At 29.1% G+C, this 26423-nt stretch carries 28 protein-coding genes; 5 read left to right on the forward strand and 23 right to left on the reverse strand.

All coding sequences use genetic code 11. The annotated features are described in order from the left end of the window. Positions 1-45 precede the first annotated feature (45 nt). The 10 genes from CURI_RS13645 to CURI_RS13690 all read right to left on the reverse strand — a co-directional run bounded on the left by CURI_RS13645 (position 46) and on the right by CURI_RS13690 (position 11753). Positions 46-1755 (reverse strand): methyl-accepting chemotaxis protein, encoded by a 1710-nt coding sequence (locus CURI_RS13645; protein WP_014968859.1) that lies wholly within the window; start codon positions 1753-1755, stop codon positions 46-48. A 283-nt stretch (positions 1756-2038) separates the two neighbouring features. Further along, positions 2039-2431 carry an OsmC family protein gene (locus CURI_RS13650; RefSeq protein ID WP_014968860.1) on the reverse strand — a complete coding sequence of 131 codons (393 nt, stop codon included), beginning with the start codon at positions 2429-2431 and terminating at the stop codon, positions 2039-2041. Between the two features lie 161 nt (positions 2432-2592). Next, positions 2593-4929, reverse strand: coding sequence for a putative bifunctional diguanylate cyclase/phosphodiesterase (locus CURI_RS13655; RefSeq protein WP_014968861.1), 2337 nt, complete (start codon positions 4927-4929; stop codon positions 2593-2595). Positions 4930-5165: 236 nt separating this feature from the next. Further along, the gene (locus tag CURI_RS13660; protein WP_228370433.1) at positions 5166-6200 is read right to left on the reverse strand and encodes an HD-GYP domain-containing protein; all 1035 of its coding nucleotides are present in this window, start codon (positions 6198-6200) and stop codon (positions 5166-5168) included. A 269-nt stretch (positions 6201-6469) separates the two neighbouring features. Next, entirely contained in the window at positions 6470-8605 is a 2136-nt protein-coding gene (locus tag CURI_RS13665; RefSeq protein WP_014968863.1) for a sensor histidine kinase, read from the reverse strand. Further along, the gene (locus tag CURI_RS13670) at positions 8580-9266 is read right to left on the reverse strand and encodes a response regulator transcription factor (protein WP_014968864.1); all 687 of its coding nucleotides are present in this window, start codon (positions 9264-9266) and stop codon (positions 8580-8582) included. Before CURI_RS13670 ends, CURI_RS13665 begins: the two co-directional genes overlap by 26 nt. Positions 9267-9650: 384 nt before the next feature. Further along, positions 9651-10067, reverse strand: coding sequence for a DUF5071 domain-containing protein (locus tag CURI_RS13675; protein ID WP_014968865.1), 417 nt, complete (start codon positions 10065-10067; stop codon positions 9651-9653). A gap of 192 nt (positions 10068-10259) precedes the next feature. Then, complete coding sequence (locus tag CURI_RS13680) at positions 10260-10631, reverse strand: YbaN family protein (protein WP_014968866.1); 372 nt, start codon at positions 10629-10631, stop codon at positions 10260-10262. A gap of 46 nt (positions 10632-10677) precedes the next feature. After that, a complete protein-coding gene (locus tag CURI_RS13685) occupies positions 10678-11334 on the reverse strand; it encodes a YczE/YyaS/YitT family protein (RefSeq protein ID WP_014968867.1) in 657 nt (218 codons plus the stop codon). A gap of 11 nt (positions 11335-11345) precedes the next feature. Then, positions 11346-11753, reverse strand: coding sequence for a MarR family winged helix-turn-helix transcriptional regulator (locus tag CURI_RS13690; RefSeq protein WP_014968868.1), 408 nt, complete (start codon positions 11751-11753; stop codon positions 11346-11348). A gap of 202 nt (positions 11754-11955) precedes the next feature. On the opposite strand from CURI_RS13690, the gene CURI_RS13695 reads away from it, so the two are divergent. Continuing rightward, positions 11956-12612: a Pr6Pr family membrane protein gene (locus CURI_RS13695; protein ID WP_014968869.1), complete on the forward strand. Its 657-nt coding sequence runs from the start codon at positions 11956-11958 to the stop codon at positions 12610-12612. Between the two features lie 79 nt (positions 12613-12691). On the opposite strand, the gene CURI_RS13700 is transcribed toward CURI_RS13695, so the two are convergent. From CURI_RS13700 to CURI_RS13710, 3 genes are all read right to left on the reverse strand, one after another. Next, positions 12692-13345, reverse strand: a complete 654-nt coding sequence (locus tag CURI_RS13700; protein WP_014968870.1) for a transmembrane-type terpene cyclase — start codon at positions 13343-13345, stop codon at positions 12692-12694. A gap of 173 nt (positions 13346-13518) precedes the next feature. Beyond that, entirely contained in the window at positions 13519-14889 is a 1371-nt protein-coding gene (locus CURI_RS13705) for a sensor histidine kinase (RefSeq protein ID WP_014968871.1), read from the reverse strand. Continuing rightward, the gene (locus CURI_RS13710; protein WP_014968872.1) at positions 14890-15597 is read right to left on the reverse strand and encodes a response regulator transcription factor; all 708 of its coding nucleotides are present in this window, start codon (positions 15595-15597) and stop codon (positions 14890-14892) included. It lies immediately after the preceding gene. A 152-nt stretch (positions 15598-15749) separates the two neighbouring features. Between CURI_RS13710 and CURI_RS13715 the strand changes: the two genes are divergently transcribed. Genes CURI_RS13715 through CURI_RS13730 form a run of 4 tightly spaced genes read left to right on the forward strand, consistent with a single transcriptional unit; the run spans position 15750 to position 18163 of the window. Beyond that, a complete protein-coding gene (locus CURI_RS13715) occupies positions 15750-16661 on the forward strand; it encodes an ABC transporter ATP-binding protein (protein WP_014968873.1) in 912 nt (303 codons plus the stop codon). After that, a complete protein-coding gene (locus tag CURI_RS13720; RefSeq protein ID WP_014968874.1) occupies positions 16661-16981 on the forward strand; it encodes an ABC-2 family transporter permease in 321 nt (106 codons plus the stop codon). The genes CURI_RS13715 and CURI_RS13720 overlap by 1 nt, the downstream gene beginning before the upstream one ends. 1 nt (position 16982) lies before the next feature. Then, positions 16983-17408 carry an ABC transporter permease gene (locus CURI_RS13725; RefSeq protein ID WP_014968875.1) on the forward strand — a complete coding sequence of 142 codons (426 nt, stop codon included), beginning with the start codon at positions 16983-16985 and terminating at the stop codon, positions 17406-17408. 11 nt (positions 17409-17419) lie between these two features. After that, positions 17420-18163 carry an ABC transporter permease gene (locus CURI_RS13730; RefSeq protein ID WP_014968876.1) on the forward strand — a complete coding sequence of 248 codons (744 nt, stop codon included), beginning with the start codon at positions 17420-17422 and terminating at the stop codon, positions 18161-18163. Between the two features lie 159 nt (positions 18164-18322). Here the strand turns inward: CURI_RS13730 and CURI_RS13735 are convergent, their stop codons facing one another. The 10 genes from CURI_RS13735 to CURI_RS13775 form a co-directional block, all read right to left on the reverse strand. Next, entirely contained in the window at positions 18323-19051 is a 729-nt protein-coding gene (locus CURI_RS13735) for an amidohydrolase family protein (RefSeq protein ID WP_014968877.1), read from the reverse strand. 3 nt (positions 19052-19054) lie between these two features. Further along, a complete protein-coding gene (locus CURI_RS13740; protein WP_014968878.1) occupies positions 19055-19570 on the reverse strand; it encodes an ECF transporter S component in 516 nt (171 codons plus the stop codon). A gap of 304 nt (positions 19571-19874) precedes the next feature. Beyond that, positions 19875-21299: an aldehyde dehydrogenase family protein gene (locus CURI_RS13745; protein WP_014968879.1), complete on the reverse strand. Its 1425-nt coding sequence runs from the start codon at positions 21297-21299 to the stop codon at positions 19875-19877. A gap of 131 nt (positions 21300-21430) precedes the next feature. Beyond that, complete coding sequence (locus CURI_RS13750; protein ID WP_014968880.1) at positions 21431-22078, reverse strand: hypothetical protein; 648 nt, start codon at positions 22076-22078, stop codon at positions 21431-21433. Continuing rightward, complete coding sequence (locus tag CURI_RS13755; protein WP_014968881.1) at positions 22005-23279, reverse strand: ABC transporter permease; 1275 nt, start codon at positions 23277-23279, stop codon at positions 22005-22007. The genes CURI_RS13750 and CURI_RS13755 overlap by 74 nt, the downstream gene beginning before the upstream one ends. Further along, positions 23276-24142: an ABC transporter ATP-binding protein gene (locus tag CURI_RS13760; protein WP_014968882.1), complete on the reverse strand. Its 867-nt coding sequence runs from the start codon at positions 24140-24142 to the stop codon at positions 23276-23278. Before CURI_RS13760 ends, CURI_RS13755 begins: the two co-directional genes overlap by 4 nt. Before the next feature lie 117 nt (positions 24143-24259). Further along, on the reverse strand, positions 24260-24412 hold the full coding sequence (locus CURI_RS15950; protein ID WP_187287404.1) for a hypothetical protein: 153 nt from the start codon (positions 24410-24412) through the stop codon (positions 24260-24262). Then, positions 24402-24929 carry an RNA polymerase sigma factor gene (locus CURI_RS15140; protein WP_187287405.1) on the reverse strand — a complete coding sequence of 176 codons (528 nt, stop codon included), beginning with the start codon at positions 24927-24929 and terminating at the stop codon, positions 24402-24404. The genes CURI_RS15950 and CURI_RS15140 overlap by 11 nt, the downstream gene beginning before the upstream one ends. A gap of 244 nt (positions 24930-25173) precedes the next feature. After that, complete coding sequence (locus CURI_RS13770) at positions 25174-25605, reverse strand: hypothetical protein (protein WP_014968884.1); 432 nt, start codon at positions 25603-25605, stop codon at positions 25174-25176. Between the two features lie 143 nt (positions 25606-25748). After that, positions 25749-26351, reverse strand: coding sequence for an FMN-dependent NADH-azoreductase (locus CURI_RS13775; RefSeq protein WP_014968885.1), 603 nt, complete (start codon positions 26349-26351; stop codon positions 25749-25751). Between the last annotated feature and the right edge of the window lie 72 nt (positions 26352-26423).

Here is a 26423-nt window from a genome sequence, read left to right on the forward strand (position 1 = left end):
ATTATTGACCGTTTCTTGTGATTTTATTTTTAGCATATTATTCTATTAAACAGTGAACTTTCCTATATGTTCTCTTAATACATTTTCAAATTCTGTTGATTCATTTGTCTTATCATCTACTTCATGTGCCTTATCATTTACATATACCATTTTTTCAGCTATATTAGTAGTTCCGTGAGCCCCTTCATTAGCTGATTCTGCTACTTGCTCAATCGCTTGTAATACGTTTTGTACAGATGCTAATAATTCCTCTGAAGTTGAGCTAAATTCTGTAACTAAGTTATCTACAAAGTCTGAATCTTCACTGTACTTCTCTACTACCTCTAATATCATTTTGTAGTCATTAGAAACATTCTCCGTCATAAATAGTAATAGTCTATTTGAGCTATTAGTAAGGCCTTTAACTGATTCCATTACTTTTTCAGTTACACTTTGTATTTGAACTACACTTTCCTCTGATTGGTGTGCTAATTTTCTTATTTCTTCAGCAACTACTGAAAAACCTTTACCTGCCTCTCCAGCTCTTGCAGCTTCAATAGCCGCGTTTAATGCAAGTAAATTAGTTTGTGCAGTAATATCCATTATAGCTTCAGATAATACTTCTATTTGCTCTACAACCTTAACATTTTTAAGGGCTTCGTCTAGTTCTGATTCTGTTTGTACTAAGATTTCACTTGCTTTACTCTGTGCTTCAACAACTCTAACTTTTGTCTCAGCTGCTCTAGAACTTATTTCAGAAGCAGATATTGCGCCTTCCTGTGATCTCTTTGCAATAGATTCAGCTGCCCTTTCGATTTCTTTACTAGTTGCAGCCATCTCTTCAGCAGATGCAGCTGTTTCCTCCATTCCTGCTGATATTTCTTGAGTTGTAGCAGATACCTCTTCTACTCCTTCTGTTAATTGACTTAGGCTTGTGTTTATAGCTTCATTTATTTCTATAGTAATCTCATTATTATCTTTAATTGATTTAATTATAACTCTTAAGTTGGATAAAAATGAATTGAATGCGTTAGCTAAGTCTGCTATTTCATCTTTAGAGTCAACTTTTATTTCCTGTGTTAAATCTCCCCCTCTTTCAGCAAGGGCAGTTATTTCTTTTTTTAGTATATTTAATGATTTTATTATACCTAATATAATAACTCCTGCAAAAACTGATCCTACTATAGTTAATATAACAACTATAATTATAGATACAGCACTTGCTGCTTTATAAGTATTATCCGCTTCTTTACTTGCTGTCTCTGCCATCTCTTTATTAAAGTTAGCAAGCTCTATTAAAGAATTTGATGCTGAGTCAAATGCATCTTTAGCTTCGCCGGTCATTATGACCATAGCTTCATCATTTCTACCCTCCATACTTAAATCCATTATCCTTTTATGAAGCTCGATATATCTATTCCACTCGCTCTTTACCACTTCATATATTTTTTTATCTTTGTCGTTATAAAGTGACTTTTCATATGAACTCAAAGCATTTTCAATCTTTAATGACCTTTGATCTGCGTCTTCATGTAGCTCATTCATTTTATCTACATCAGTCTCAATTATGTATCTGTAATCTAATATTCTTAAATCTGAAGTCATTGTGTTAAGTTCCTCTGATAAAGTTATACCTGGTATCCATTGTTCTGAGATAACAAATGACTGATTACTTACTTGTTTTAAATTAACTGTGGAGAAAATACCCACAAAAATTAATGATAAAATTAGTGCTGAAATTAGAATAATTAGTTTGCTTTTAATAGTCTTTAACAAATTAGTTCCGTTACATAAAACTTATAAAATCTACTCTGAATCTAACACTTACTTTCCTACTTTACATATTTTATTTCATATTAGTAAGCAAAATAAATTAATAAGATTTACTAACAGATTCACCTCTTTCTATGTATTATGTTTTTTATAATCAGTTATACATATATCGGCAAATTTCTATAGTATTTGTAGATTTTTTTAATATTTTTTAAAAAAACTCTTGTATTTTGTCTTTTTTAAAAATAAGCAAAATACAAGAGTCCTTTTTAATTTAATAAAACTATTATTTTAATTCTAGGTTAAAGTCAGGTGCATTTAATATATTCTTCTTCACAGTACATAAATCTATAGATCTTAGTATTGCATCTTTATATTTATCTGGGAATTGTTCTGGTAGAGTTACTTCAATATTAATTTTAGATATAAGTCCTTTTTCTTCATCTTTGTCTACATCTAAACTTACTTTTAATCCTTCTGTTTCTATTCCTTTGCTTTGACAAAAGCTAAGCGCATAAAAACCACTACATGACGCTATAGAAGCAAAGAATAAATCAAAAGGTGATGGTGCCGTTCCATCTCCTCCACTTAATTTAGGTTGATCAGTTTTCACCTTAAGTCCTTTTATATCTACATCTACTTTTTTTCCTCCTGGAAATGTTACTTCTGCTAAAGACATCATCTCATCTCCTATTCGAATTTTATAATTTATATTATTATATTACCATATATATTTAATTATTTCAATATTGAGATATTTGAATATTTATTTTACGTAGCTCACATAAAAATACCTACAAGCATAGTTGTAGGTATGTGTAGTTAAAGTAATTTAATTTATTAAATTCTATTATTTCTTAGCATAGTTTCAAATATTTGATTAGATACAGGCTTACTAAATAGATATCCTTGAACATTGGCACAGTTCTTAGATTTTAAAAAATCCAATTGAACATTATTTTCAACACCCTCTGCTACTATATTAAGATTCAATTTCCGAGCTATAGTAATTATAGCTTCAATAATAGATTTATTGTCTTCATTAGATCCTATGTCTATTACAAATTCTCTTGGTATTTTTAGAGTATCGATAGGAAATCTTTTAAGGTAGCTTAAAGATGAATATCCTGTTCCAAAATCATCCATAGATACTTTTATTCCTATACCTCTAAGTTCATTTAATTTAGATATAACTATATCTTCATTTTCCATAGCTACACTTTCAGTTATCTCTAAATCTAGATACTTAGGATCAAGCTTAATTTCTTCTAAAGTTTGCTTTATAATTGTGGTGAAGTCCTCTTGTTGAAATTGATGTGGAGATATATTTATTCCCATCTTGAGGAAACTATAACCCATATCATGCCACTCTTTTGCTTGCATACATGCTTCTTTTAAAACCCAATCTCCAATAGAGCCTATTAGTCCAGTTTCTTCAGCTACTGGTATAAATTCAAGTGGTGGTATGATTCCATACTCAGGATGATTCCATCTTATTAGAGCCTCAACTCCTACTATCTCACTCGTAAATATATCCACTTGTGGTTGATAATCTAGCGTTAACTCATCTCTTTCTATCGCTTTATAAAGTTCTCTTTCAATAGTTAACTTTCTAGAAGCTAGTCTATCCATTTCATAGCCATAGAAAGTATATGTGTTTTTTCCTAGCTCCTTAGAATGATACATCGCAGTATCAGCATGCCTTGACAGAGTATCATAGTTATCACCATCTTCTGGATAAATTGCTACTCCTATACTACAAGTAACATATGTATGATATCCATCTAAATTTATAGGTTTTACTAACTCTTTGAGTATTCTTTCAGAGACCTCTATAATTGTCTGTTTGCTCTCTACATTCTCCACTATAACCGCGAATTCATCTCCACCTTGTCTAAATATAGTGCAGTTTGCATCCATACAATTATTTAAACGCTTAGCAACTTCTTTAAGTAATAGATCCCCAAAAGAGTGACCCATTGTATCATTAACTATCTTAAATCTATCTAAGTCTAGGAGCATTAAAGCTATAGTGTTTCTATTTATATTGGAATCATCTATTAACTTTTTTAATTTATGTTCAAACAATCTTCTATTAGGAAGTTCTGTTAGGTGATCGTAAAAAGCTATATTAAAAAATTCTTCAGTTCTTTCTTTAACTTTCATTTCTAAGGTTTCATTTAAGTCTCTAAGCTTCTCTATTAAATTTTTATTTTGAAAGCTTACTATAATCTGTCTTATATTAATTAAAGTGATGCTTACTCCAAAGCAAATCCATATAACAATATCTTGTTTAGTAAGTACAAAACAAAACAATACTATAATAATTATACCTAATATCATACTAATTGATTCAATTGAACACTTACTTGTTTGTTTAGCTTTTAGTGATTGTTTATTATTTGATAAGTCTGATAGATATTCTAGTCCAGATAATAAAAGTATAAATTTATATATCGACAACAATGGGTCTACTAAACTTCCAGTAGCATAATTCCCTTTGAATTCTAGGTAAGAATAACCTAAATCACCAATGCACATAATTAAAAATGCCACTACTATCATAATAAAGCTTCTCTTATCTATATCTGTTCGATCCATACTTAAGTATAAACTAACTGAGCAAGATAGAATTCCAAAGCCTATAATAGGATAAAAAACGTAAGTTAATATTGCAAGAATATTTATTCCTTGTAAATCAGTAACATTAGGAGAAATTATATATGTCCATACTACAGCAACAGCTATACACATAGTAGTCATAGTATCAAGCATTAAAATTAGATTAGACCTTTTAATTCTTTTATGATAGCATTTATAGAAAAGTGCGATCCAAAAGAAAAATGTACTCAATATCCAGAAGATATCAGTAACACCTGGTGTAGGTGTATTCATGTTTAGGAATATTTCATAGTAATCTTTCACAAGCTGAGCAATAAGATTAGTTGCGATGCCTATTGAAAGAATAAGCCAAAAATAATCCCTTTTATTATGACGCCTTTTATGTATCTTAAAGAGTACTATTGATGTAATTAAAATGGGGATAGTGTGAAAAACATTTGCTACAGTATTAAAGTGCGGATTGTTATTTTTAAAGAATACAAGCCATATATAGTAAATCATTATATATAAAGATACTGATGCATATGCCAATTTCTTTTTTCTATTATAGTCCATACATCTGCCCCCTAAGCGTATTCTTACTCTTTTTCTTTAATAATTTGTATTCGACAAAAGTTACCATATCCCTTTAATTTAGATAATCTTGTATTAAAAGTAAGATGAGTTATAGAATTGTATATATTCTATAACTCATCTTATTTTCTAATTTCTAAAATTATTAATAATTTACTCTTATTGTACATTCGATATGTAATTTTTGAATAAAAAGCATCTATATATGACTTGTAAGATTACATATTAACTATATCTATTATAGTTAAGTTATTATTATTAAAGTCATCCCTAAGATTAATATAGGTAGGATTCTCATTATCACTATCTATTAGTTTTATTTTTGGTCTAGTGCATGCATCAGGGAAATTCTCAACCACTATACCAATAACACCATTGCTTAACTTTACACAAGTTCCTATAGGATAAGCTGCAACTTTCCTAGTAAATAAATTTACTAATTCAAAATCAAAATGAGTTCCCGAGCTACCCATTATATATTCCATTACTTCTGATGGAAGTAATGCTTTTCTATAAGGCCTTTTTGAAGTTAATGCATCATATACATCTGCTATAGCAATAATTCTTCCAAATAAACAGATATCTTTTCCAATCTTACTATTAGGATAACCCGTTCCGTCATACTTTTCATGATGCTCTAATACTGCAATATATGATTTAGTAGGAATGTCAAACCTAGTTTTCATATATTTATACCCTTCTAGTGGATGTTTTTTCATCTTTTCAAATTCTTCATCCGTTAATTTTCCATTTTTATTCAATATATCTTTTCCTACAAATACTTTCCCAATATCATGAAGTAGTGCACCCACACCGAGCTTATACAGCTCTTCTTTATTTAGATTCAATGATATTCCCAATATAATCGAAAGAACAGCAACATTTACGGAGTGAAAAAAAGTATAGTCATCAAATAGCTTTATATCTATCATATTGACCATTATATTCCTGTTTTCAATAAGTTCCTCAATCATATCTTCAACAAGTTTGCTAGCATTCTCTATCTCACCGTCAATGTTAAGATTACCGTCTCCCACATTTATAAATATGTTTTTTATTCCCTTTACCAGTGTTAATCTTAGCTCTTCTCCTATAACATTTTTAATTTCGATTCCTTTAGATATATGATCTTCAACATATATCCCCTGAAAACCTAACTCAATTATCTTATCTATATACTGCGTTTTTAGTTCCGAACCCTTTTTTAATAAAAGCCCCCCTTTATTATTATATAGGTTCTTACCCAGCAGCATCCCCTCTTTTAAACAGTATGTGGGTATAAAGCGCATATTATAAAATACTCCTTTCTTCAGTCTATGTACAATTGTAATCTAAAGTTTTATATTACAGGAATCAGCAAGAAATAGCATAATACTAGATAATTATAGCATATTAACATCTATACTCAAACAAGATAAAATTTAAAATAAAAATAGTCTAGAATAGATTATATACCCTTCTATTCTAAACTATTAAATAATTCTTTAATATTAATTTCTTTAAAATTGTTTTTAAAATTTACTTATAATTTATATTTATTCATCTGAATAGTTGCTTTAAATAAATCGCCATCTACTTCTATATCAAACTGTCCATTCTGAATGCTAATTAAGCTTTTTGCAATAGATAGTCCTAATCCACTACCTTGACTACTTCTAGACTCATCTCCTCTTTTAAAGCGTTCCATTAACTCATTAGCAGAAATATTTAGTTCATAAGCCGATATGTTTTTTATTATTAAGTTTACTGTATTTTCCGATTCTTCAATATCTACATATACCCTTGAGCCCTTAAGAGCATACTTGAATATATTAGATAACAGGTTTTCTATAACTCTCCATAATAGTTTTCCATCAGCTCTAACATAAACTTTATCATTTGGATGATTTATTTTAAACTTTAATTCTGACTGTTCAATTTTATCATTAAGTTCACCTAATCCTTGTGTTATCAAAGATATCATATCTATTTTTTCAAAGTTTACTGGAATGCTCCCACTAGAAGCTTTTGTTGCTTCAAATAAATCATCTGTTAGGGTCTTCAATCTCTGCGCTTTTTGATCTAATATTTCAATATATTCTTGAGACTTCTCTCTATCTTCTTCCCTTTTTAGTAAGTCTACATAAGTGATAATAGAAGTTAAAGGAGTTCTTATATCATGTGATACATTTGTAATTAATTCGGTTTTTAATCTTTCACTCTTAAGTTCATTATTAACTGATTTTTTTAATCCGTCCGTTATGCTATTTATATTAGCACTAAGTTTTCCAAACTCTCCATCTCCTGATACATTTATTACGTGATTCATATCTCCATCTTTTATTTTTTCTACTCCTTCTTTTATTTCATTAAATTGCTTCACTCTTTTAAGTGCTAGCCAAGCTGCTAATCCTATAGTTATAGGAAACATAAAGAATGTTCCAGCGACTAAAGCTGGATATATTATCACTATTAATACTATCTTTACTCCTACACTACCGCTATTATATATGTCTCTTATAAATTTATATAATTTATAGCAAACAGTATATGTTAATGTATTTTTTATAAGCGTATTATTCTTAAAATGTTTAATCAGTGATATAACCAATATTAATCCAAGTGAAGCTATGAAAGATATAATTGGAATTGTAACTTTATTAAGTTCATGAAATTTCTGAGCGCTATACCCTAAATTGTCTATAAACACTATAGATAACATCATTAGAGTAAAGCATAGTAATAGATTGATGTCATTAGGTAATCTATCTATAGAATTCAAATGTAATTCTTTATCTTTAAAAGACTTTCTTCCTACAACTATTGCCAGATATATAAACGATATAGCCAATCCCAGTGAAAAACCTACTAACCTATATATATTATCCGTCATTATCTCTTTATTTTCTTTCCATTCTTTAATTTTGGGATTTAAATATTCTTCAGTAAAAGCAATATATATTGTATTCTTTTCTTGGTCTTCGGTATTTTCTTGTGCTAGTTCGTTAGTTTGTTCTGTTGCTCTTACTATTACATCCTCCAGCATCCAGTTATAGTGACCATTATTTTTGATTTCTTCCGGATGTACTTCTGTTTCATATCCTTCAAATATCATATATGAAGGATGGGACTTAAAATACTCTTTTCCAACTTCAGAGCTATTAGTGAATGTATTTTTTCCATCATTTGTATAGTACAAAACTCCTTTGTAATCTTTTAATCTTTGTAAAAGCATCTTAAATTCTCTCAAATCATTTTGAATTAATTTACTTTTTATATTAGCAATTTCAGTAGCGTATATCTTCTTAAATTCTTCATAATTTTCTTCAGAGCTTAAGGAATGATTATATCTATTTGAATTATCTTGAAAATCTGAAAAGAGATTTTCTTCTTCCATTCTTATTTGCTCTTCTGTAATTGTACCACCATTTAAAACATATTCTTCACTCTTATATTTTATTATTAACTTTGTTAAATCTTCTAAAACACTTGTACTTTCTGACATATACTCTCTACTCAGAAAATAGTTGTCATCAAAAGTCATTTTAAAATCCCCATCAGAAGCTTCTAACGTATTTATAAGTGATATAATTCCGCCTGTAAAACAAACTATTACAAGTATAAAAACAATAATTTTTGTTATTATTGAATGACTATAACTTTTCAACTTTATATCCAACTCCCCACACCACCTTTAGATATTTTGGTTCTTTAGGATTTATCTCAATTTTCTCTCTAATTTTTCTTATGTGTACTGACACTGTATTCTCTGGATTAAAAGCAGTTTCTTTCCATACCTTCTCATATATCTCATCTATAGAATATACTTTTCCAGCATTTGCAGTTAAAAGTTTTAATATTTTATATTGCACTGGAGTAAGGCGCACTTCTTCTCCATCAACAGTTACAATTTTACTTTCATCGTCTATCACAAGTTCACCTGTTTTATATATATTACTTTTAGCTTGAAGGCTACCTAGAGTAATATATCTTCTCAGTTGAGATTTAACTCTCGCTATTAGTTCTAATGGATTGAATGGTTTAGTTATATAATCGTCAGCCCCCATGTTTAATCCTATTATCTTGTCAGTGTCCTCCGATTTGGCTGAAAGCATTATAACTGGTATACTGTTTTCTTCTCTTATCTTCATTGTAGCTCTTATTCCATCCATTTTAGGCATCATAATATCCATTATAATAAGGTGAATTTCATTTTCCTGTATTATTTCCAAAGCTTCTATCCCATTGTAAGCTTTAAGTACTCTATATCCTTCGTTCTCTAAATAAATTCTTATAGCATCTACTATTTCTTTATCATCATCACAAACTAATATATTCAAGTCTCTTCACCTCTATATGAAATTTTGTACATACCATATCACACCCCTTATTACTTGCTATAAGGTTATGATATCAGCTAAATCTTAATAAATCGTCTATGCATATCTTAATATTTTCTTAATATTTGCACAAAAAAATAACAGTTATATCACTAGACTGTTATTCTTTATGCTTTTTTAGTTTTTATTCTAATAGGTTGCTGAATAACTATTTTTATCAACGGTAAAAATACAAGATTAGCTAAACTTACTATAAAAACTTTAGGAAAATTATAGTATATAGGCTTTTGTACCAGCCTTAGTATGTTCAAACAAATCAATCATACATAATTCCTCAAAATTTATTAATTATAAAAAATCTTAAAATCATCATCATTCTAAGATTTATCTTTCCTTATTGTATCCAAGTTTTTCTGCTATATATTTTAGAGAATCTATCCAATCTTCATCACCCTCATTTTGAGCTATTTTTAGTGTGTTCTTTATAAGTTTTGCAACTAAATCTTCATCTAATAAGCTTAAGCTATCTACTATAGTTAAAGATCCTGGCCAATTTAAATCTTGCGTCCATTCCATTAAATGAGATAACTCATCCTCTTCTTTTTGAATTAAATTTTTGTTTTTGCTTATTATATTATAAATTACTATAGCAGCATTATGCCAATGTTCCTTTCCATTTGGTAGAATAATATTCTTTATTTCTGCTACTGATAATTTACTCAATTCTTCTATAGCCTTACTTTGAACTTCATCACTATAATTCCAATTCAAGTCATTGATTAGATTTTTATACATAAACATATTTTATTGTTCACCTCTTAAAAGGTAATTTTTATAAATTAAATTATTTTTAATAGTTTTTAAATAAATACAAAATATTAATTTAAAATAATAGAATACAGAAATAAAACTGTCGGTATAAACAGGCAGTTAATCTTTAAGTAAGGATATATTAGATTTAAAGAAAAAGAAATGTTAATCAACTTATATAAACTATGCTTTTTTAGTTTTTATTCTGAAAATAAAATAGTAGTATTTGAAGATCACTACTAGTATTATGAATACTTTAATATAAACATTATCCAGAATTATCAATGGAAATGCTATCATAAAATCAGAAATTAGCATTATCTTTACTTTTCTGGCTAGTGTCATAGATCTATCTTTAATAAAGTCCTCCGCATAATCCTTATATATCTTTGTCTTTCTAAACCAAGCGTCAAATCTAGAAGACCCTTTAGCAAAACATACTGAAGTTAATATCAAAAATGGCGTAGTTGGAAGTACTGGTAGAAATATTCCCACTATACCAATTCCCATAAAAATAATTCCTAACGTAATAAATAATAGATTTTTAAGCTTCAATTTTCTCTCCTTTTTCTAATTATTTATTTTATGAATTAATAAATTTTTATAACTTAGCCAATTGCTTTACCCAAAATTTTAATGATGATTGCATAACAGGTCCAATTAAAGGTACTGAAATAAATGTGCCGACGGAAACAGGACCTCCAATAATCCACCCTATAGTTAATGCTAAAACTTCAAGTATTGTTCTAGATAATCTCACAGAAATTGAAAACCTTTGAGATATAAAAAGAGTCATTCCGTCTCTAGGTCCTGAACCTATTCTGGATGCAACATACATACCAGATCCGATTCCCATAGTCGTAACACCTATTATTAACATTATACTCCTTGAAAGTAAATTTGTAAAAGACGGTAGTACTTTTAAGTCTAAAATAAAATTAAGAAAAAAACCTACTAGTATTATATTCACAGCGCTAGCTATAGAAGGTATTTTTTTCTCAAAAAAAGCTGTCATTAAAACCATAGCAACTCCTACGATTTGTACCCATCTTCCTACAGATAGATTCGTTAATCTGGATAATCCAATATGTAACACATCCCATGTTGCCACTCCTAAGTTCGCCTCAATTACAGTAGCTGCGCCTAAAGCTAGTACAAATATTCCTGTTAGAAATACAATAACTCTAGTAATATACTTAAAATTCATTCCTACATTATCATCTAATAGTTCGTCTAATTCATTAATTTTTCCTGCCATAAATAATCCCCTTATTCTAAATTTCTAATCATTCTTTCTAGAACACTGTTAAATATATTAAGTTCCCCTTTTGTTATATTTTCCGTACACGCTGTTTCTATTTCTCTAGAAGCCTCATCCCACCTTGGGTATATATCATATGCTTTTTCAGTTAATCTTATATATTTTTCGCGCTTATCATCTCCATCTTCACGAATTACCCATCCCATTTTTTCCATTCGGTTTATTGTCCTTGTAATTGTTGGAGCTTCTACATGTAGATAATTGCTAAGTTCTACTTGTGTACATTTCTTTTTTTTATATAAATACAATATAATTCCCCACTGAGAAGAATATAAGCCTAATGATGAAATTTTTTCATTTAACTTTTTATTGAAATATCTTCCTAATTGGTTTACCTTGTGACCATATAAGTTCATTTATTTTTTCTCCTTAATATATTTATTCAAATATTACTTACCTAGGTAAGTATATCACGTATGCCTGTAAGTATCAATAACTTAAGCTTATCTATGTTGTTAAATTTATCTCTTTTTTAAAAAATTACCATGGTAGTTATAGTGCATACTTTTTCATACTTTGGTGATTATAATATTGACTATGGAATGTGTGGAGGTTTATATGATAAAGAATGATAACAGTCTTATTTTACTATACAGAATTATATATTCTGTTATTGGATGGATAGCTATTGTCGTAAATTATATATTTGAAATTAACGGTGTTCACCAATCTTATGGACTAGTACAAGGAGCACTTAGTACTTTAAAGCTTTTCACCATTCAAACAAATATTATGGTTCTAATATGGTCCACGTGTTCAATTATATATACACTAACTGGGAACAACAAATTTCTAATCCCAACAAATATAAGAGGTGCTGTTGCTGTATATATCTCCATTACAGGTATAATCTTCTTTCTTTTTCTTGAACCTGTATATGGAACTACAGGATATAGACACTATATACATGTAATAACCCACTATATTATACCTTTTGCCTATATAATTGATTGGCTTTTGACAGAAGAACGAAAAACTTATAAGTGGAAATATATTATCTATTGGAATATATATCCTATAGTTTATTATTTGGGATATTTACTATATGGATTTTTCACTGATAAATATCCTTATGTTTTTATCGATTTAAACGCATTAGGATTACATAGATTTATCCTAAATGCATTCTTATGTCTACTGTTCTTTATATTCCTAAGTGCTTTATACATCTCAATAAATAGATTCTCTTGGGTAAGTAGACGTAAAAGATACTAATGATATAAATCTAACTATTAATATTAATCTAAAAAGATGGTGTTTTAAAACACCATCTTTTTAATTTTTATATGAAACTTTAATGATAAGCTGAGTAGCTCACCTTATCACTAAGATTTTTTCTATGCATTTTGCTCACACATCTAATATAAATACAATCATAAATCAAAGTTGCTACTGAAACAGTGGTGATTAAGTATGTTCTAAAGTATATAAAGAAAGCAATTCCCGCAAATAAACTTCCTATCATTTTAAAAATAGCTATATATATAGACTGACCGTTTAAATTCTCTCTTCTTAAAAGTAGAGATATAAATAATCCCGACATCATTAAATTCTGTGAGAAAGCAGAGTATTGTCCTTGAAAGTCTTTGAATTCAAGTGTTATGGAAATAATGGTTAAAAAACTTACGCCTAATGTTATGAAAAATAATGAATAGAAAAACTTTCGTGAAATATACTTCTTAAACTCCTTTCGTCCATAAACTAGATATTGAAACATAATGACAACATCTAGTGCGAACCAACTAAATGTTATTATCCTTTGTAGGGTATTGTGTACATAGATAAAGGAGAAGATGAATTCCCATGAAATATTTGCACAGATAGCTACCATCGGCATTCCATATGTTTTATCCTGAAATCCACGCTTTATAATAAGTATATATGTAATAATCCAAAACAAACCCGTACCTAGTTGAAGTATTAAAAGAAAAGTTCCTTGATTCTCCATATATGCCCTCCCATACAGAATATTAACGAGTAAAATACTTGTAATTCCATACTATACTGTATGAGTATAAGCATATTATTTATGTCAACAATAATTTAGTCTGGGGGTTTTGATTAATTACCTTAGTATATATAAACCTAAAATAAAAAAATGATATCTCTTCATTCCTTCATTCAAAGAGGTATCATTATTAAGTTCTTGAATCCACCTTTCTCCTTTGTTTCTATTTCTAAATTTCCCCCATGACTATCTATTATTTTCTTTGATATAATCAGTCCTAGGCCATGCTTTAAATTTAATAAATCTTCCTCTTCATATCTATACATATTCTTTTCTATAGATCTATTTTTTGCACTCATATTCATCCCTATGCCATCGTCTTTAATAATTATTATTAAATTTTTATCTTTAATAGTTGATGAAAGGTGAATATTACAGCCATCAGGATTGTGTATCATACTATTGTTAATCATATTTTCTAAAGCCCGTTTTAACATAGTCTTGTCTCCAAATATATAAGCATCATTTAATACATCATCTAATTCGTAATCTATATTATACTTTTCATCTTTCAAGTTATTGATATAATCTACAATGATTTCTCTAAGAAGTGAAGCTATATTAAATCTTTCTCCTTTTAAGAACTTTGTATTATGCTCTATTTTAGAGTAAAGATTTAAATCATTCACAAGACTTTTTATTTTAAGACATTGATTTTCGATTATATCTAATTTAGATTGTACTCCCTCAGTAAGGTGTTCATTTCTTTTCAAATAATCTATATTACCTATAATCATTGTCAGTGGTGTCCTTACATCATGTGACACACCTGTAACCCAGTCCGCCCTTACTTTGTCTTTTCTTGATAACACTTGTGCGGTCTTATTCAAGTTAGCATTAATCTCAGCAAATGTGCCTTTTTCTTCTAGGTTAATAAGAGTTCCATCCTTTAAGTTTTTAATTCCTTCAACTGTAGGATTAATTTTTTTCATAGTAAAGTAGTCCATAATAAAAAATAAGATAAGCAATGCTATTATATCAAATAATATTATATAAATTATAAATATTGGAAGTTTCTTTATAGTATCTATATAATAATAATTAGATGGAATTTTTGTATAGCTATCTTTTGGGAATCCAACAACTAGTAAATCTTCATCATGCTCCCAAGTAAAGACGGGATAATCCTTTAAATAATACCGCGAAAATTTTGAGACATCTGTAGCAGAATATTTTATAGGTATTTCTTTGGGAAGATAGATGCTCCATTTTACATTTCCATCATCTTTATCTATAAGCATACTCCAAGCTCTATTATTATTAAGCTCATCTATACCGCTGTCCTTTATAGTATATTGGGTACCTTCGATAGTCAAAGCATTGCTTACTGCTTTCATAACTCGTTCAATTTTAAAAAGTTCATTTTTATTACTAATATCACGAAAAACAAATGCTGTAATAAAAATATTTGAAAATATAAGCACTATAATAGATATGATTATAAATAATAATGATTTTTTTAAAGCTTTACTTAGCTGATTCATTTAATCATCTTCCCTTATAATTAGTTTGTATCCAAGACCTTTTATAGTAACAAGATTCACGGGTGAAGATGGATTCACTTCTATCTTTTCCCTTATTCTTCTTATATGTGCCATCAAAGAATTTTCATATCCAAAGTAATTTTCTCCCCAAATATATTGACATATATTATCAATCGTTACAATATAGTTTTTATTTCGATAAAGAATCTGTAATATCTCATGTTCCTTTGCAGTAAGTGGAAATACTTTACCATTAATTATAGATTGCGCTTTTCCAAAATTTATAATTCCACCTGCTATAGGAACAATGGACTTTTCATCCTCTTTGTATGATCTTCTTAGTATAGCTATAATTCTTAGAAGTAATTCTTTAGGTAAAAATGGCTTTATAATATAATCATCTCCACCAAGTTCCAATCCTTTATATAAATCTTCATCTTCATCCTTCGCAGTCAGGAAAAGAATTGGAATGTCGGACTTACTACGAATATATCTACATATTTCATACCCTTCTCCATCTGGTAACATGACATCTAAAATTGCTAAATGAGGTTTTGAATGTTCAAACTGTATAATAGCTTCTTTAACCGTACTTGCTGTAACTATATTCGTATATCCTTCTTGCAATAAGATATCTTTTACCATTTCCAGCAATTCCTTTTCATCATCTACTATAAGTATTTTTCTTTCTTTATATAGTCTTCCCATTACTTCACCCCCTAAAATCAATCTTATTATAACATACCTACAATTACATTTTCTCTCAAAATTATAAAGTAAGGTAAAAGTAAGGCTGCTTCAAGGTAAATGTAAGGACGTAATGTTAAGATAAGTTTGAATTTAAATGTGGGGGTTGAAAAATGAGTACAATAATAAAGACATCAAATTTAAGTAAAGTCTTCTCAAATCAAATGAAAAGTGTAAATGATCTTTCTATTTCAGTAAAAGAGGGAGAGATTTATGGATTTTTAGGCTCAAATGGTGCAGGTAAATCAACTACAATGAAAATGCTCTTAGGACTTATGAAGCCATCTGGTGGTATAATCGAAATTTTTCAAAAAAATTTAGCTGAAAATACGGATTCTATACTTTTTAATACAGGTTCTTTGATAGAAGAGCCTTCTTATTATGGAAACTTAACAGGATACGAAAATCTTGAAATAATGCAAAAACTACTAAACTTTCCGAAATCAAACATTAATGAAGCATTAGAAATTGTAAGATTAGAAAAACATAAAAATAAGCTAGTTAAAAACTATTCTTTAGGAATGAAGCAAAGGCTTGGTATAGCTCTCGCTATTGTGAAGTTTCCAAAGTTACTAATTCTTGATGAGCCAACCAATGGACTTGATCCCGCTGGCATTCAAGAAATGAGAGAACTTATTAGAAGTTTACCAAGAAAATATGGCATGACTGTAATGATATCTAGCCATCTTTTATCTGAGATTGAACAAATAGCCACTACAGTTGGGATTATAGATCAAGGAAAACTGATTTATGAAGGATCTCTGTCTAACTTAGAAGATGATGGAAGTATCCTTATAAAAGTAAATAATCCTATAGATGCTAGAAAGACTTTAATTAAAGAGTCTTATAAAATAATAGAAATCAAAGAAAATGATTTAATCTTACCTATATATAGTAATGATCATATTTCTAAGATAATAAAGTGTCTTGTAAAAAATGAGATTTCTATTTATGAAGTAAAAAAAATAAAGAAATCTCTAGAAAATATCTTTCTAGAAATCACATCTCGTGGAGGTGTTTTATAGTGATTCAAATGCTAAAGATAGAGTTCTTAAAAACTAAAAATACAAGGTCATTTGTTATTCCCTTTCTATTATTTTTAATTGGTAGCTTATGGGCTATTGCTGCTTCTCAGTTACAAACTATTAATCCTTCAGATATGGAAACCTTACCAAAGATAGTGGCTCTTTTTGCAAGTCTTAATGGCTTATTTTTTTCTATAGCTATAGGATTATTTACATCTAAAATATCAAGTATAGAGCATATAGGAAATACCTTTAAATTGCTTTTTAACCTCAAATCAAAATCTAAAGGAGTTATTTATATCAAAAATATTATTATCTAATATGTTTTTTATATTTTTATCTTTACTAGAAACTTTTCTTATTCTTGCAGTTAGTTCAATTGTAAAAATAAATATAGGATTAGAGATGATATTTTATCACTTTTTAAGTTCTATAGTAGTTAGCTTTATACTCATAGTTATTCAAGTTTTTTTATCTTTGCGATTTGAAAAGCAAGTTATAGGAATTGGAGTATCATTGTTCGGTGCTTTTTTAAGCTTTTCATTTTCTAGACTACCAAAGTTTATTACAAGATTAATACCTTGGTGCCTTTATACTGAATTATCACCATCTAGAATGATTGGTATTGATGGAGTAGCGCATTACTATGAAAAATCAGGTAACTTAAATATACATTTAATCTATATTTGTATATACCTTATACTATTTTTTATACTAAGAAATATCTATGGAAAACATAATTATTAAGGAGGATAAGTATGATAAATCTCTTTAAAATAGAAAATAAAAAAATGAAAAAAAGTGGAGTGCTTTTTACGGGATTATTCTTTATAGCATTTAGTTTGTTTATAGGTACTTCTATGTTTTTATTAAATAGAGAGGTCTTTGAGCGTGACGGTAATCAAATAATAGGTCTCTGGGGACAGTCTGCATTTTATTATAGTCAAATTTTTTACCCAATTATAATTTCTCTTATGGCTTCTATTTGTTGTAACCTTGAAAAGAAGAATAAAAATTGGCAAAGGATGAGAGCCTTGCCTATAAGCAATGAAAAATTGATTTTAGGTAAGCTTTTTACACTCAGCTATTATTTACTGTTACTTCAATTAATCTTCTATATTTTATATATAGTTATAGCAATAATTTTGAACTTATCAATTGATTTAACTATATCACTTAAGCTTCTTAGATGGATCATTATCAGTTGGATAGGTGGCATAACTATCTTAAACCTTCAATTGTTCTTATCCATTAAAACTAACAGTTTTACTGCGCCTATAGGAATAGCAACTGGGGGATCGTTTGTGGGATTTTTATTACTATTTATAAATAATAATCTCCTTGCTTATTTTCCATATTCGCAAGGAACTATAGGTATGAGATCTAGACATTTACAAGAGTTTCAGAAACAAGAGCTTTTAACTTTTGTTATAGTTAATGCTATATTAAATTTAATAATATATTTCTTATCACGTAGAGAGCTAAATAAAAAAGAGTACTAGTATAACTATACTATATGGTATGATTTATCCCTAGATGTATATAGATTTTAATAAGAGTTTTTAAGAACAAAGTATGTTACTTAAAAATATAATAAGAGTATTTGATTTTAGAAAAAACAAATACTCTTTCTCAATCTATTATATACTTTTAAGTAAACTTTACTTTAAGTTCATCAATTTAGCTGCATTGTTATAAAAAACATCTTCTAATCCTTGTTCATCTAAACCACTTGTCAGCACTTTTTGAATTTCTATAGTTGGGTGATGAAATGGAGTATCTATTCCAAACATTATTCTATCTTTACCAACTTCATCATATGCTTGTTTAATCTTACTATTCATAGGCATCCCTGACATCTCAAGATAAAGATTAGGGTAACGCTTAGCCATTTTTAAACTAGCATCTATATATACTCCGTGACCATGACCCATATGTATCATTATCACTTTGACATTTGGAAAACGTTCAGCTAATAAACCTATACTCCAAGGTAATGAAAATGGCGGATGTCCACAGTGAATAAATACTGGTATATTTAAGTCTTCAGCCGTTTCCATTACAGGATCTAGCATCTTTGAATCAGCCACATACGAATGCATAAGTGGGTGTAACTTTATGCCTAGAAACCCTTGTTCTTTAATATAATAATTTATACTTTCAACAGCATTCTTTTCGCAAGGATTTGCAAATACTATTGGTAAAAATCTATCAGGATACTTCTTAAATGCTTCAGATATAGTGTCATTATTAGTAGCATTACTACTACATAAAATTGTTTTTTCTATTTCATATTCATCCATTTGCTTAATTAACTCTTCTGTATCTATACTTACTCCAGCCCAGCCACCAAAAACACCTATATGTGAATGTGCATCTATTTTCTTCATAATCTATATCTCCTTTAACTTTTTTATTGTTCCAGATGCTAATAATGTAGATCCCAATATAAATGCTATTACTATACTACTTATTGTCTGCATTGTTACTGTAGGAAAACTTGAAATTGCATAACCCCAACCAGCTAGAGGTATTTTAACAAGCGTATAAGCTGCAACTTGAAAAGCCCCTCCTACAAAAGCACCTATTAGCCAACCATATTTTAGCTTTGGAAATAACCTTTCTGCCATTAAACCCATGATTACACCCATACAAATTTTAATAATAAACGTTGGCAATACCCACTGCATATATCCTCCTAAAAAGTCCGCTAAGGCGCCTCCTATTCCTCCAGCTAAAGCACCTTTTTTCCAACCTAGAATCAGTACAGATATAAAAATCATACAGTCTCCTAAATGAGTATATCCGTTAATTGATGGTATTTTAAAAAGATATGTAGCAATGCATATTAATGAGCTCATTATAGCTATCTTTGTTAAGTTTTTTGTTTTCACATGTATATTCTTCATGCTTTCTCCTTTAGTCTTATTAATAGTTACAATTTCATGATAATTGTATGCATTAAGTATAGCACAATTCATTTAAAAAGTCTATTGTATGCGTCTAGAAATATTTTCGATATATATTTGTTTCTATGTATCGCTACGTTCTTTATTTTAAAGATAGTAAATAAGAGCCCAAAGTTTTCATATGAAACATTACATTAATTTACGCAAATAAAAAAAAGCCAACTTTCATTGGCTTTTTTCATCATTATTTCTTTAATTATTATAAGTTCCATCTGATATTTTACTAGATTTAGACGATAAGTAACTAAAAATATTTTATCATTTTCTCGATTATACTTTTGGTTGAGTTTTTAAATGGTGGATATAGCATTGATATTGTTGATGTCTTTGCTTGTTTAAAATAAGATCTCTCATGGGTAAATGCCATGAAGCCGTGATAACCGTGTGATTTTCCGATACCACTATTATTAATACCACCAAACGGTAAATTGGTATTTCCCACATGAATTACTACATCATTTACTGATATATCTCCAGATTCTGTATGATCTAATATATAGTCAACAGCTTTATTATCTTGGCTAAATATATAAAGAGCTAAAGGTTTTGGTTTTGAATTGATATAGTTTATTGCCTCATCAATATTCTTATATTTGATTATAGGAAGTACAGGCCCAAATATTTCTTCCCCTAATATATTGCTATCTAAAGGTATGTCTGTAAGTATTGTTGGAGATATAAAGTTCTCGGATTCTTCATAGTGTCCTCCTACTTTTATCTTTGCTCCCTTAGATACAGCATCATCTATGAGTCCTACTATTCTATTAAAATGTCTTTTTGTGATTATTCTACAGTATTTTAAGTCATCCGTAACCTTATCAATAGAACCGTAGTAATGCTTAATATATCTACTCATTAGTTTAACAAACTCTTCCTCTTTATTCTCTGGTACAAATAAGTAATCTGGTGCCACACATATCTGCCCTGCATTTAGGCATTTTCCCCATACCACTCTTTGAGCTGCTTTCTCTAGGTCTGCCGTGTCATCAATTATTACAGGAGACTTTCCCCCCAGTTCAAGAGTAACTGTAGTAAGGTTCTTTGCAGCAGCTTCCATTACTATCTTTCCTACCGAAGGGCTACCTGTAAAAAATATATTGTCAAAAGGTTTTTTAAGTAGCTTTTGAGCAACTTTATAATCTCCCTCAAAAACAGCTACTTCATTTTCTTCAAATACTTCTGAAAGTATTTTTCTTATGCAGTCAGTTGTATGTGGACTAAATTCTGATGGTTTAACTGTTACACAATTTCCTGCTGCAATAGCAGAAACAAGTGGATCCATAGTTAGTTGAAAAGGAAAGTTCCATGGTGACATTATTAAAGATACTCCTCTTGGTTCATACCTCACTTTACTTTTTGCTCCAAAGTGACTTAAAGGAGTCCTTACCTTCTTACTCTTCATCCACCTATTTAGATTCTTTATTGTATGCTTTATCTCTGAGGTAACTGGATAGATTTCTGTTAAAAGAACTTCTTCCTCTGGCTTTTTAAAATCTTTATATATAGCCTTTTGAATCTCTTCTTTATTATTTAATATACAATTATTAAGCATCTTTAGTTTTTTAATCCTATCTCTTGCAGTACTTTGTCTAAGCTTCCATTTATAATTCATCTGGAGATCAAAAACTCTATCTATTTCTTCTTGTATTTCAAGTAAATCTTTATCCATTTTAATCCCTCTCTAACTTAAACACCAAATCATAATAATATTCTATACAAACAGAAAGAATATAATGAGTTTATCTAGCCTTCATATATACTTCTTATTATTTTATGTTCTTAATAAAATAATATAACTTTTTATCTTAGCCTTCTTTTTAACCATTTTATCATTATAGTAATTAAAATCAAAGCAATACTACCATATAGTAGCCAGTACTTTTCTTCAAAACTACCACGTTGCATAGATAATACATCAAATTTACCTAGATATTCATTTTTGGACATCCTATTAAAAATGAGATACCCTATAGAAAACATGTATCCAAATATAGTATTTCCTGTGATTGCTGAAAAACAAAGTCCAAAGCTTCCTAGAAATGCAGCTGATAAAAAAGTGCCTATCATATATTTGGTAAGTGGAAAATTACAACCATTATACTTTAAAAACAGCGTGAAAACTCCAATTATGATAAAAGATATAAATAAGCTTGAAGCTAGTCTAATTGCATAAGGTATAAGCTTTGTCATAGACTTAGATGATACTATTTCATTAATTTCTACCGGTTCCTCTGGGGCAAGTATAGGAACTATTAATATAATTCCAATTATGGATACAAAACTTTCAAGACAAGTTGCACTAGATACAGCATCAAGATTTTCTACTCCTTGAAGAAATGGTAAACAAAACAGAAATACAACTGAAAGTGCTAAATTAGTTATGGTGATTAGTTTTAGATTCGACTTTATTAAATCGATTCCATTTTCCAATCTTTGAACTAATGTCAAGCTTACCCCTCCTTTTCTGTTCATATATAAATACAGTTGCTATAACTATTAATAATGCAAAACCTGTGATTGCAACACGATTTAACATAATTTCACTAAAGTTTTCTATAATTAAAGTGCCCTCATTTTCACTATTATGACGAATAAATAATCCTAGAAGTGGATAATCACCTGTGAGTTCTATACTAGCTACGCTAAAACACCACATAATTAATCCTACTAATATAGCTACTGGCGTATCTGTAAGTGTAGTTAAAAGTATTCCTACAGCTGTAACAATCATTATCGTAGGAATTATCCACCAAGCTATATATTTTATAAATGCGAATGCGTCAATATTAAAGTTTTGATTATTTGCAAATACCATAAAGGTAGTCGTTTCTTTAATTCCTATTGCTATTACTGGTAATATCATCATAAAAATAAGAGAAAAATATCGAGATAGAACAATCTTTGATGATGATGCACTTCTTGAATAAACAAGTGCAGACATTTTACTACGATTATCTTTAATAGACATAAACACTGCTACAAATATAGGAAATATCCCCATGACAATACCAATATAGTCACAAAACAAACGTGCATATCCATTCATCCAAGATGGGAACTCATATTTAAATTTATTATTTTCAACCATATGTTCATATTCCTGAACTGCTTCTTCATAGGTAATAGGTACACGAGTAAATCTATCAATAACATCTTGCTTATAAGAAAGCCCTACACCTAAAACTTCCCCTACCTTTTCCATTAGTTCATAAAATCTCTCGAGCCTTATATTTTCATCAACTGGAAAAGTATCATAACTATTATTCTCCCATATCTGCTCTAACTCTTCTATGCTTTGTCCTGCTATCTCCTCAATGATAGGCTCTATTCTTTTTATTTCACTATCATTTAATTTAACCCTCTTATATATTCCTAATGGATATGTAACATATGAATTATCCTTATATTCTCCATATAACTTATCAACTGCTTCTGGTATCATATCCTTTGATGGTGAAACCTTTTTAAGTCCATAAGGTGCGTAATGTGATTGCATATCTTTTTTAACTGGCGGTGAAATCATCTCTTTTAAATCCTCTTTTGTAGTAAAGCCCATTTGAGAAATATAAAATAGTAATACAACCACAATAAAAGCATAGTATATATAACTCTTTAATATATTTCTACATTCCCTAAAAAACAAACTCATTTTGCCTGACCTCCCATCAATAGCATATATCCATCTTCAATAGTAGGTTCACATGGAACAGCATCCTCATCAGGTTTACTGTCCGATATAATTCTAAGTGTTGCGTTTACACCTTGTGAAATCATCGAGGTCACTATATATTTGTCTTTAATCTTATTTAAATCCTTGTGGTTTTTAGTAACAGTATAGACTTTATTACTTGCTAGTTCTTTAAGTTCATTAGTTGTACCACTATAAATAACTGTACCACTATTTAGAATTGCAATGTTTTCACAAGTTGCTTCAATATCTCCTACAATATGAGTTGAAAGAATAATAATTCTATCCTTTGCTATTTCACATAGTAAGTTTCTAAAACGTATACGTTCTTCAGGATCAAGCCCTGCTGTTGGTTCATCAACTATTAAAACCTTTGGATTATGCATAATAGCTTGTGCAATTCCAAGTCTTCGTTTCATACCTCCTGATAGGGCTTTAACCCTTACTTTTTTACAATCAAGTAAATTAACTTTATCTAATAGTTTTAGAATAATATCTTTTCTTTCATGTTTAGGTATTTCAGATAGTATGCCTAAGTAATCCATAACTTCATAGACTGTCATATTTGGATACATAGAAAAATCTTGTGGCAAATACCCTATTGTTTTTCTAATATCTTTTGTATTTTCAACTGGAACACCACATATTGTTACTGATCCTTCATTTTTTATTAAAAGTGTAGTAAGTATACGCATAAGAGTGGTTTTACCTGCTCCATTTCTACCAAGCAATCCAAACATCCCGCTTGGTATTTCAAGATTTATATTATCAAGCACTGTTTTCGTACCAAATCTTTTAGTAAGATTAGATATTTTAATCTCCATAAATTTTGTCCTCCCATTTATTAATTGATAAGTATTCAAATGTGAAAGTTATAAGTAATGTACCAATTGTTAAAGGATATATTCCATCAGCAATAGACTGTGGGCATAATGCAGTAATCAAAAAAATATTATTGCAAAAGTAGCAATACTTATTGATTTAATAGTAAGTTTTCTATTAAGTTCTTTTGCACGATCTCTCTCAAGTTTTTCACGCTCTAAAGAATCTACCTTTAACCACATCTCTTGTAAAAACTCTTTTTCATTTTTCATTCTGCATATTCTCCTTAATATATTTTTGAATATTCTTCCTTGACCTATAAAGGATGATTTTTATTTGTGGCAATGACTTATTCATAATTTCAGAAATTTCTTTATAGCTAAATCCATAAATCTCATAAAGGCAAAATGCCATACGATAATTATAATTTAATCTGTCGAGTAACCGTAACGAATATTTTAATCTCTCTTGCTGTTCCAGTAACTCGTATGGAGTTAAATCTGAACTTGCTATATTAACATCATCTGAACTTATTATATTAGAATCTTTGTTTTTGCGTATAAAGTCTATACACTTATTTCTTATTACTGCAAATAAGAATGTTTTGAATGTATTTTTAGACTTGTAACTAGTTCTATTTACGTATATGGATGCAAAGCTCTCCTGTACAATATCCTCTGCCATATAAGCATCCCTTATGAAAGTAAATGCAAATCCAGTTGCTTTTAACCTATGTTTCAAAACAAGCTGCTCAAATGCTTTTTTATCACCATTTTTAACCTTGTCCATTAATATATTATCTTCACAAATAAATATCACCTCCATTCAAATTTAAAATTAGTACATTAATTTTACTCTCCTAATGTTTACACGAAAAATAATAGAAAAAGTTACACCTAAATTAAAAAATATTTTGATTTGTTTATCTTTACATTTATATATAATAAAGAGCATCTACAGTCAATTCTGTAGATGCTCTTTATTATATATAAGGGGTGACTATTAAAGCTATATATTCTTAAGATGTATTAAATTATCCTATTCTCATATATTCTTGTTTTATTAACTCTGCAAACTCTGGTCTTTCCTTAGACACATTCATTAAGTAAAGAATTGCATTTCCTGGATATGATACTTTACTTTTCAACTGTGTATACTCTAAAGTTCTCCTAGCTAAAGCTATAACACAGTTCTCATTGTGTTTTTCATTACAGTCCTTACATAATCTACATATGTTAGCTATTCCACTAGCAATTACCTTTTCATCATAATACTTAAAATCGTCTTTTGGAATTAAGCTTTCTCCGTCAGGTATAAAATATATAGACTTATCCTTGATATTTTTAACAACATAGTCTCCAAATCCAATATTACACTTTCTATAACTACATTTTTCTGTCTCTCTCTCAGAGCATTCATTACAAATTTCCCTAATGCTGTTCTCTAAATTATTTAAGTAGTCCATATTAATACCCCTTTTCTATGTATTATTTAAATAATTAAATATCGTAAATAAGTTTGGCCTTTAGATTCATTAAATAAGATGTAGGTTTTATTATAAGATGTAAATAATTTTAAAACCTACATCTATAAAATAATCCTAAAAATCTAGAAATTTTTTGCTAGTTCTTGTGCTTCTTTAATTGCATCTGATACAACCAATTCAACATTTGTATCACTTCTATCCATATCTTCACGTGCAAAAGTAGTAAAATCTCTTATTCCAAGGAACCCAAGAAGTGTTCTTAAGTATCTATCTCCTAATTCAAAATCTGATAATGGCTCTTGTGAGTAAGCTCCTCCTCTTGTAACAAAGTGTATAGCTTTTTTTCCTTCACATAATCCAACCGGTCCTTGTGATGTATATTTAAATGTGATACCACTTACAGTTACGTAATCAAGGTATGCTTTAAGTATTGCTGGAAAGCTCAAATTCCAAAATGGTGCTGAAATTATAAACTTATCTGCTTCAAGGAATTGATATGCGTATTTCAACACTGGATAATTCTTACCTTCGCCAGGCTTAACATTATGGAGAGCAACATCTTCTTCTGTTAGGAAACCCATATTTTCTTTGTATAGGTCTAATACTATAATCTCATCATTAGGATGACTTTCTCTATATGATTCAACAAAGCTGTCAGAAATTCTAAAAGTTCTTGATGCTCCTTCGGGTTTAGCATTTGCTTTGATATAAATTACCTTACTCATTTTTTACATCTCCTTATTTAATAATATTTTTTACTCATTACTAGTTTTGTTTTTTACAATATTATTTATTCT

It is taken from the genome of Gottschalkia acidurici 9a (genome assembly GCF_000299355.1).
GTDB lineage: Bacteria > Bacillota > Clostridia > Tissierellales > Gottschalkiaceae > Gottschalkia > Gottschalkia acidurici.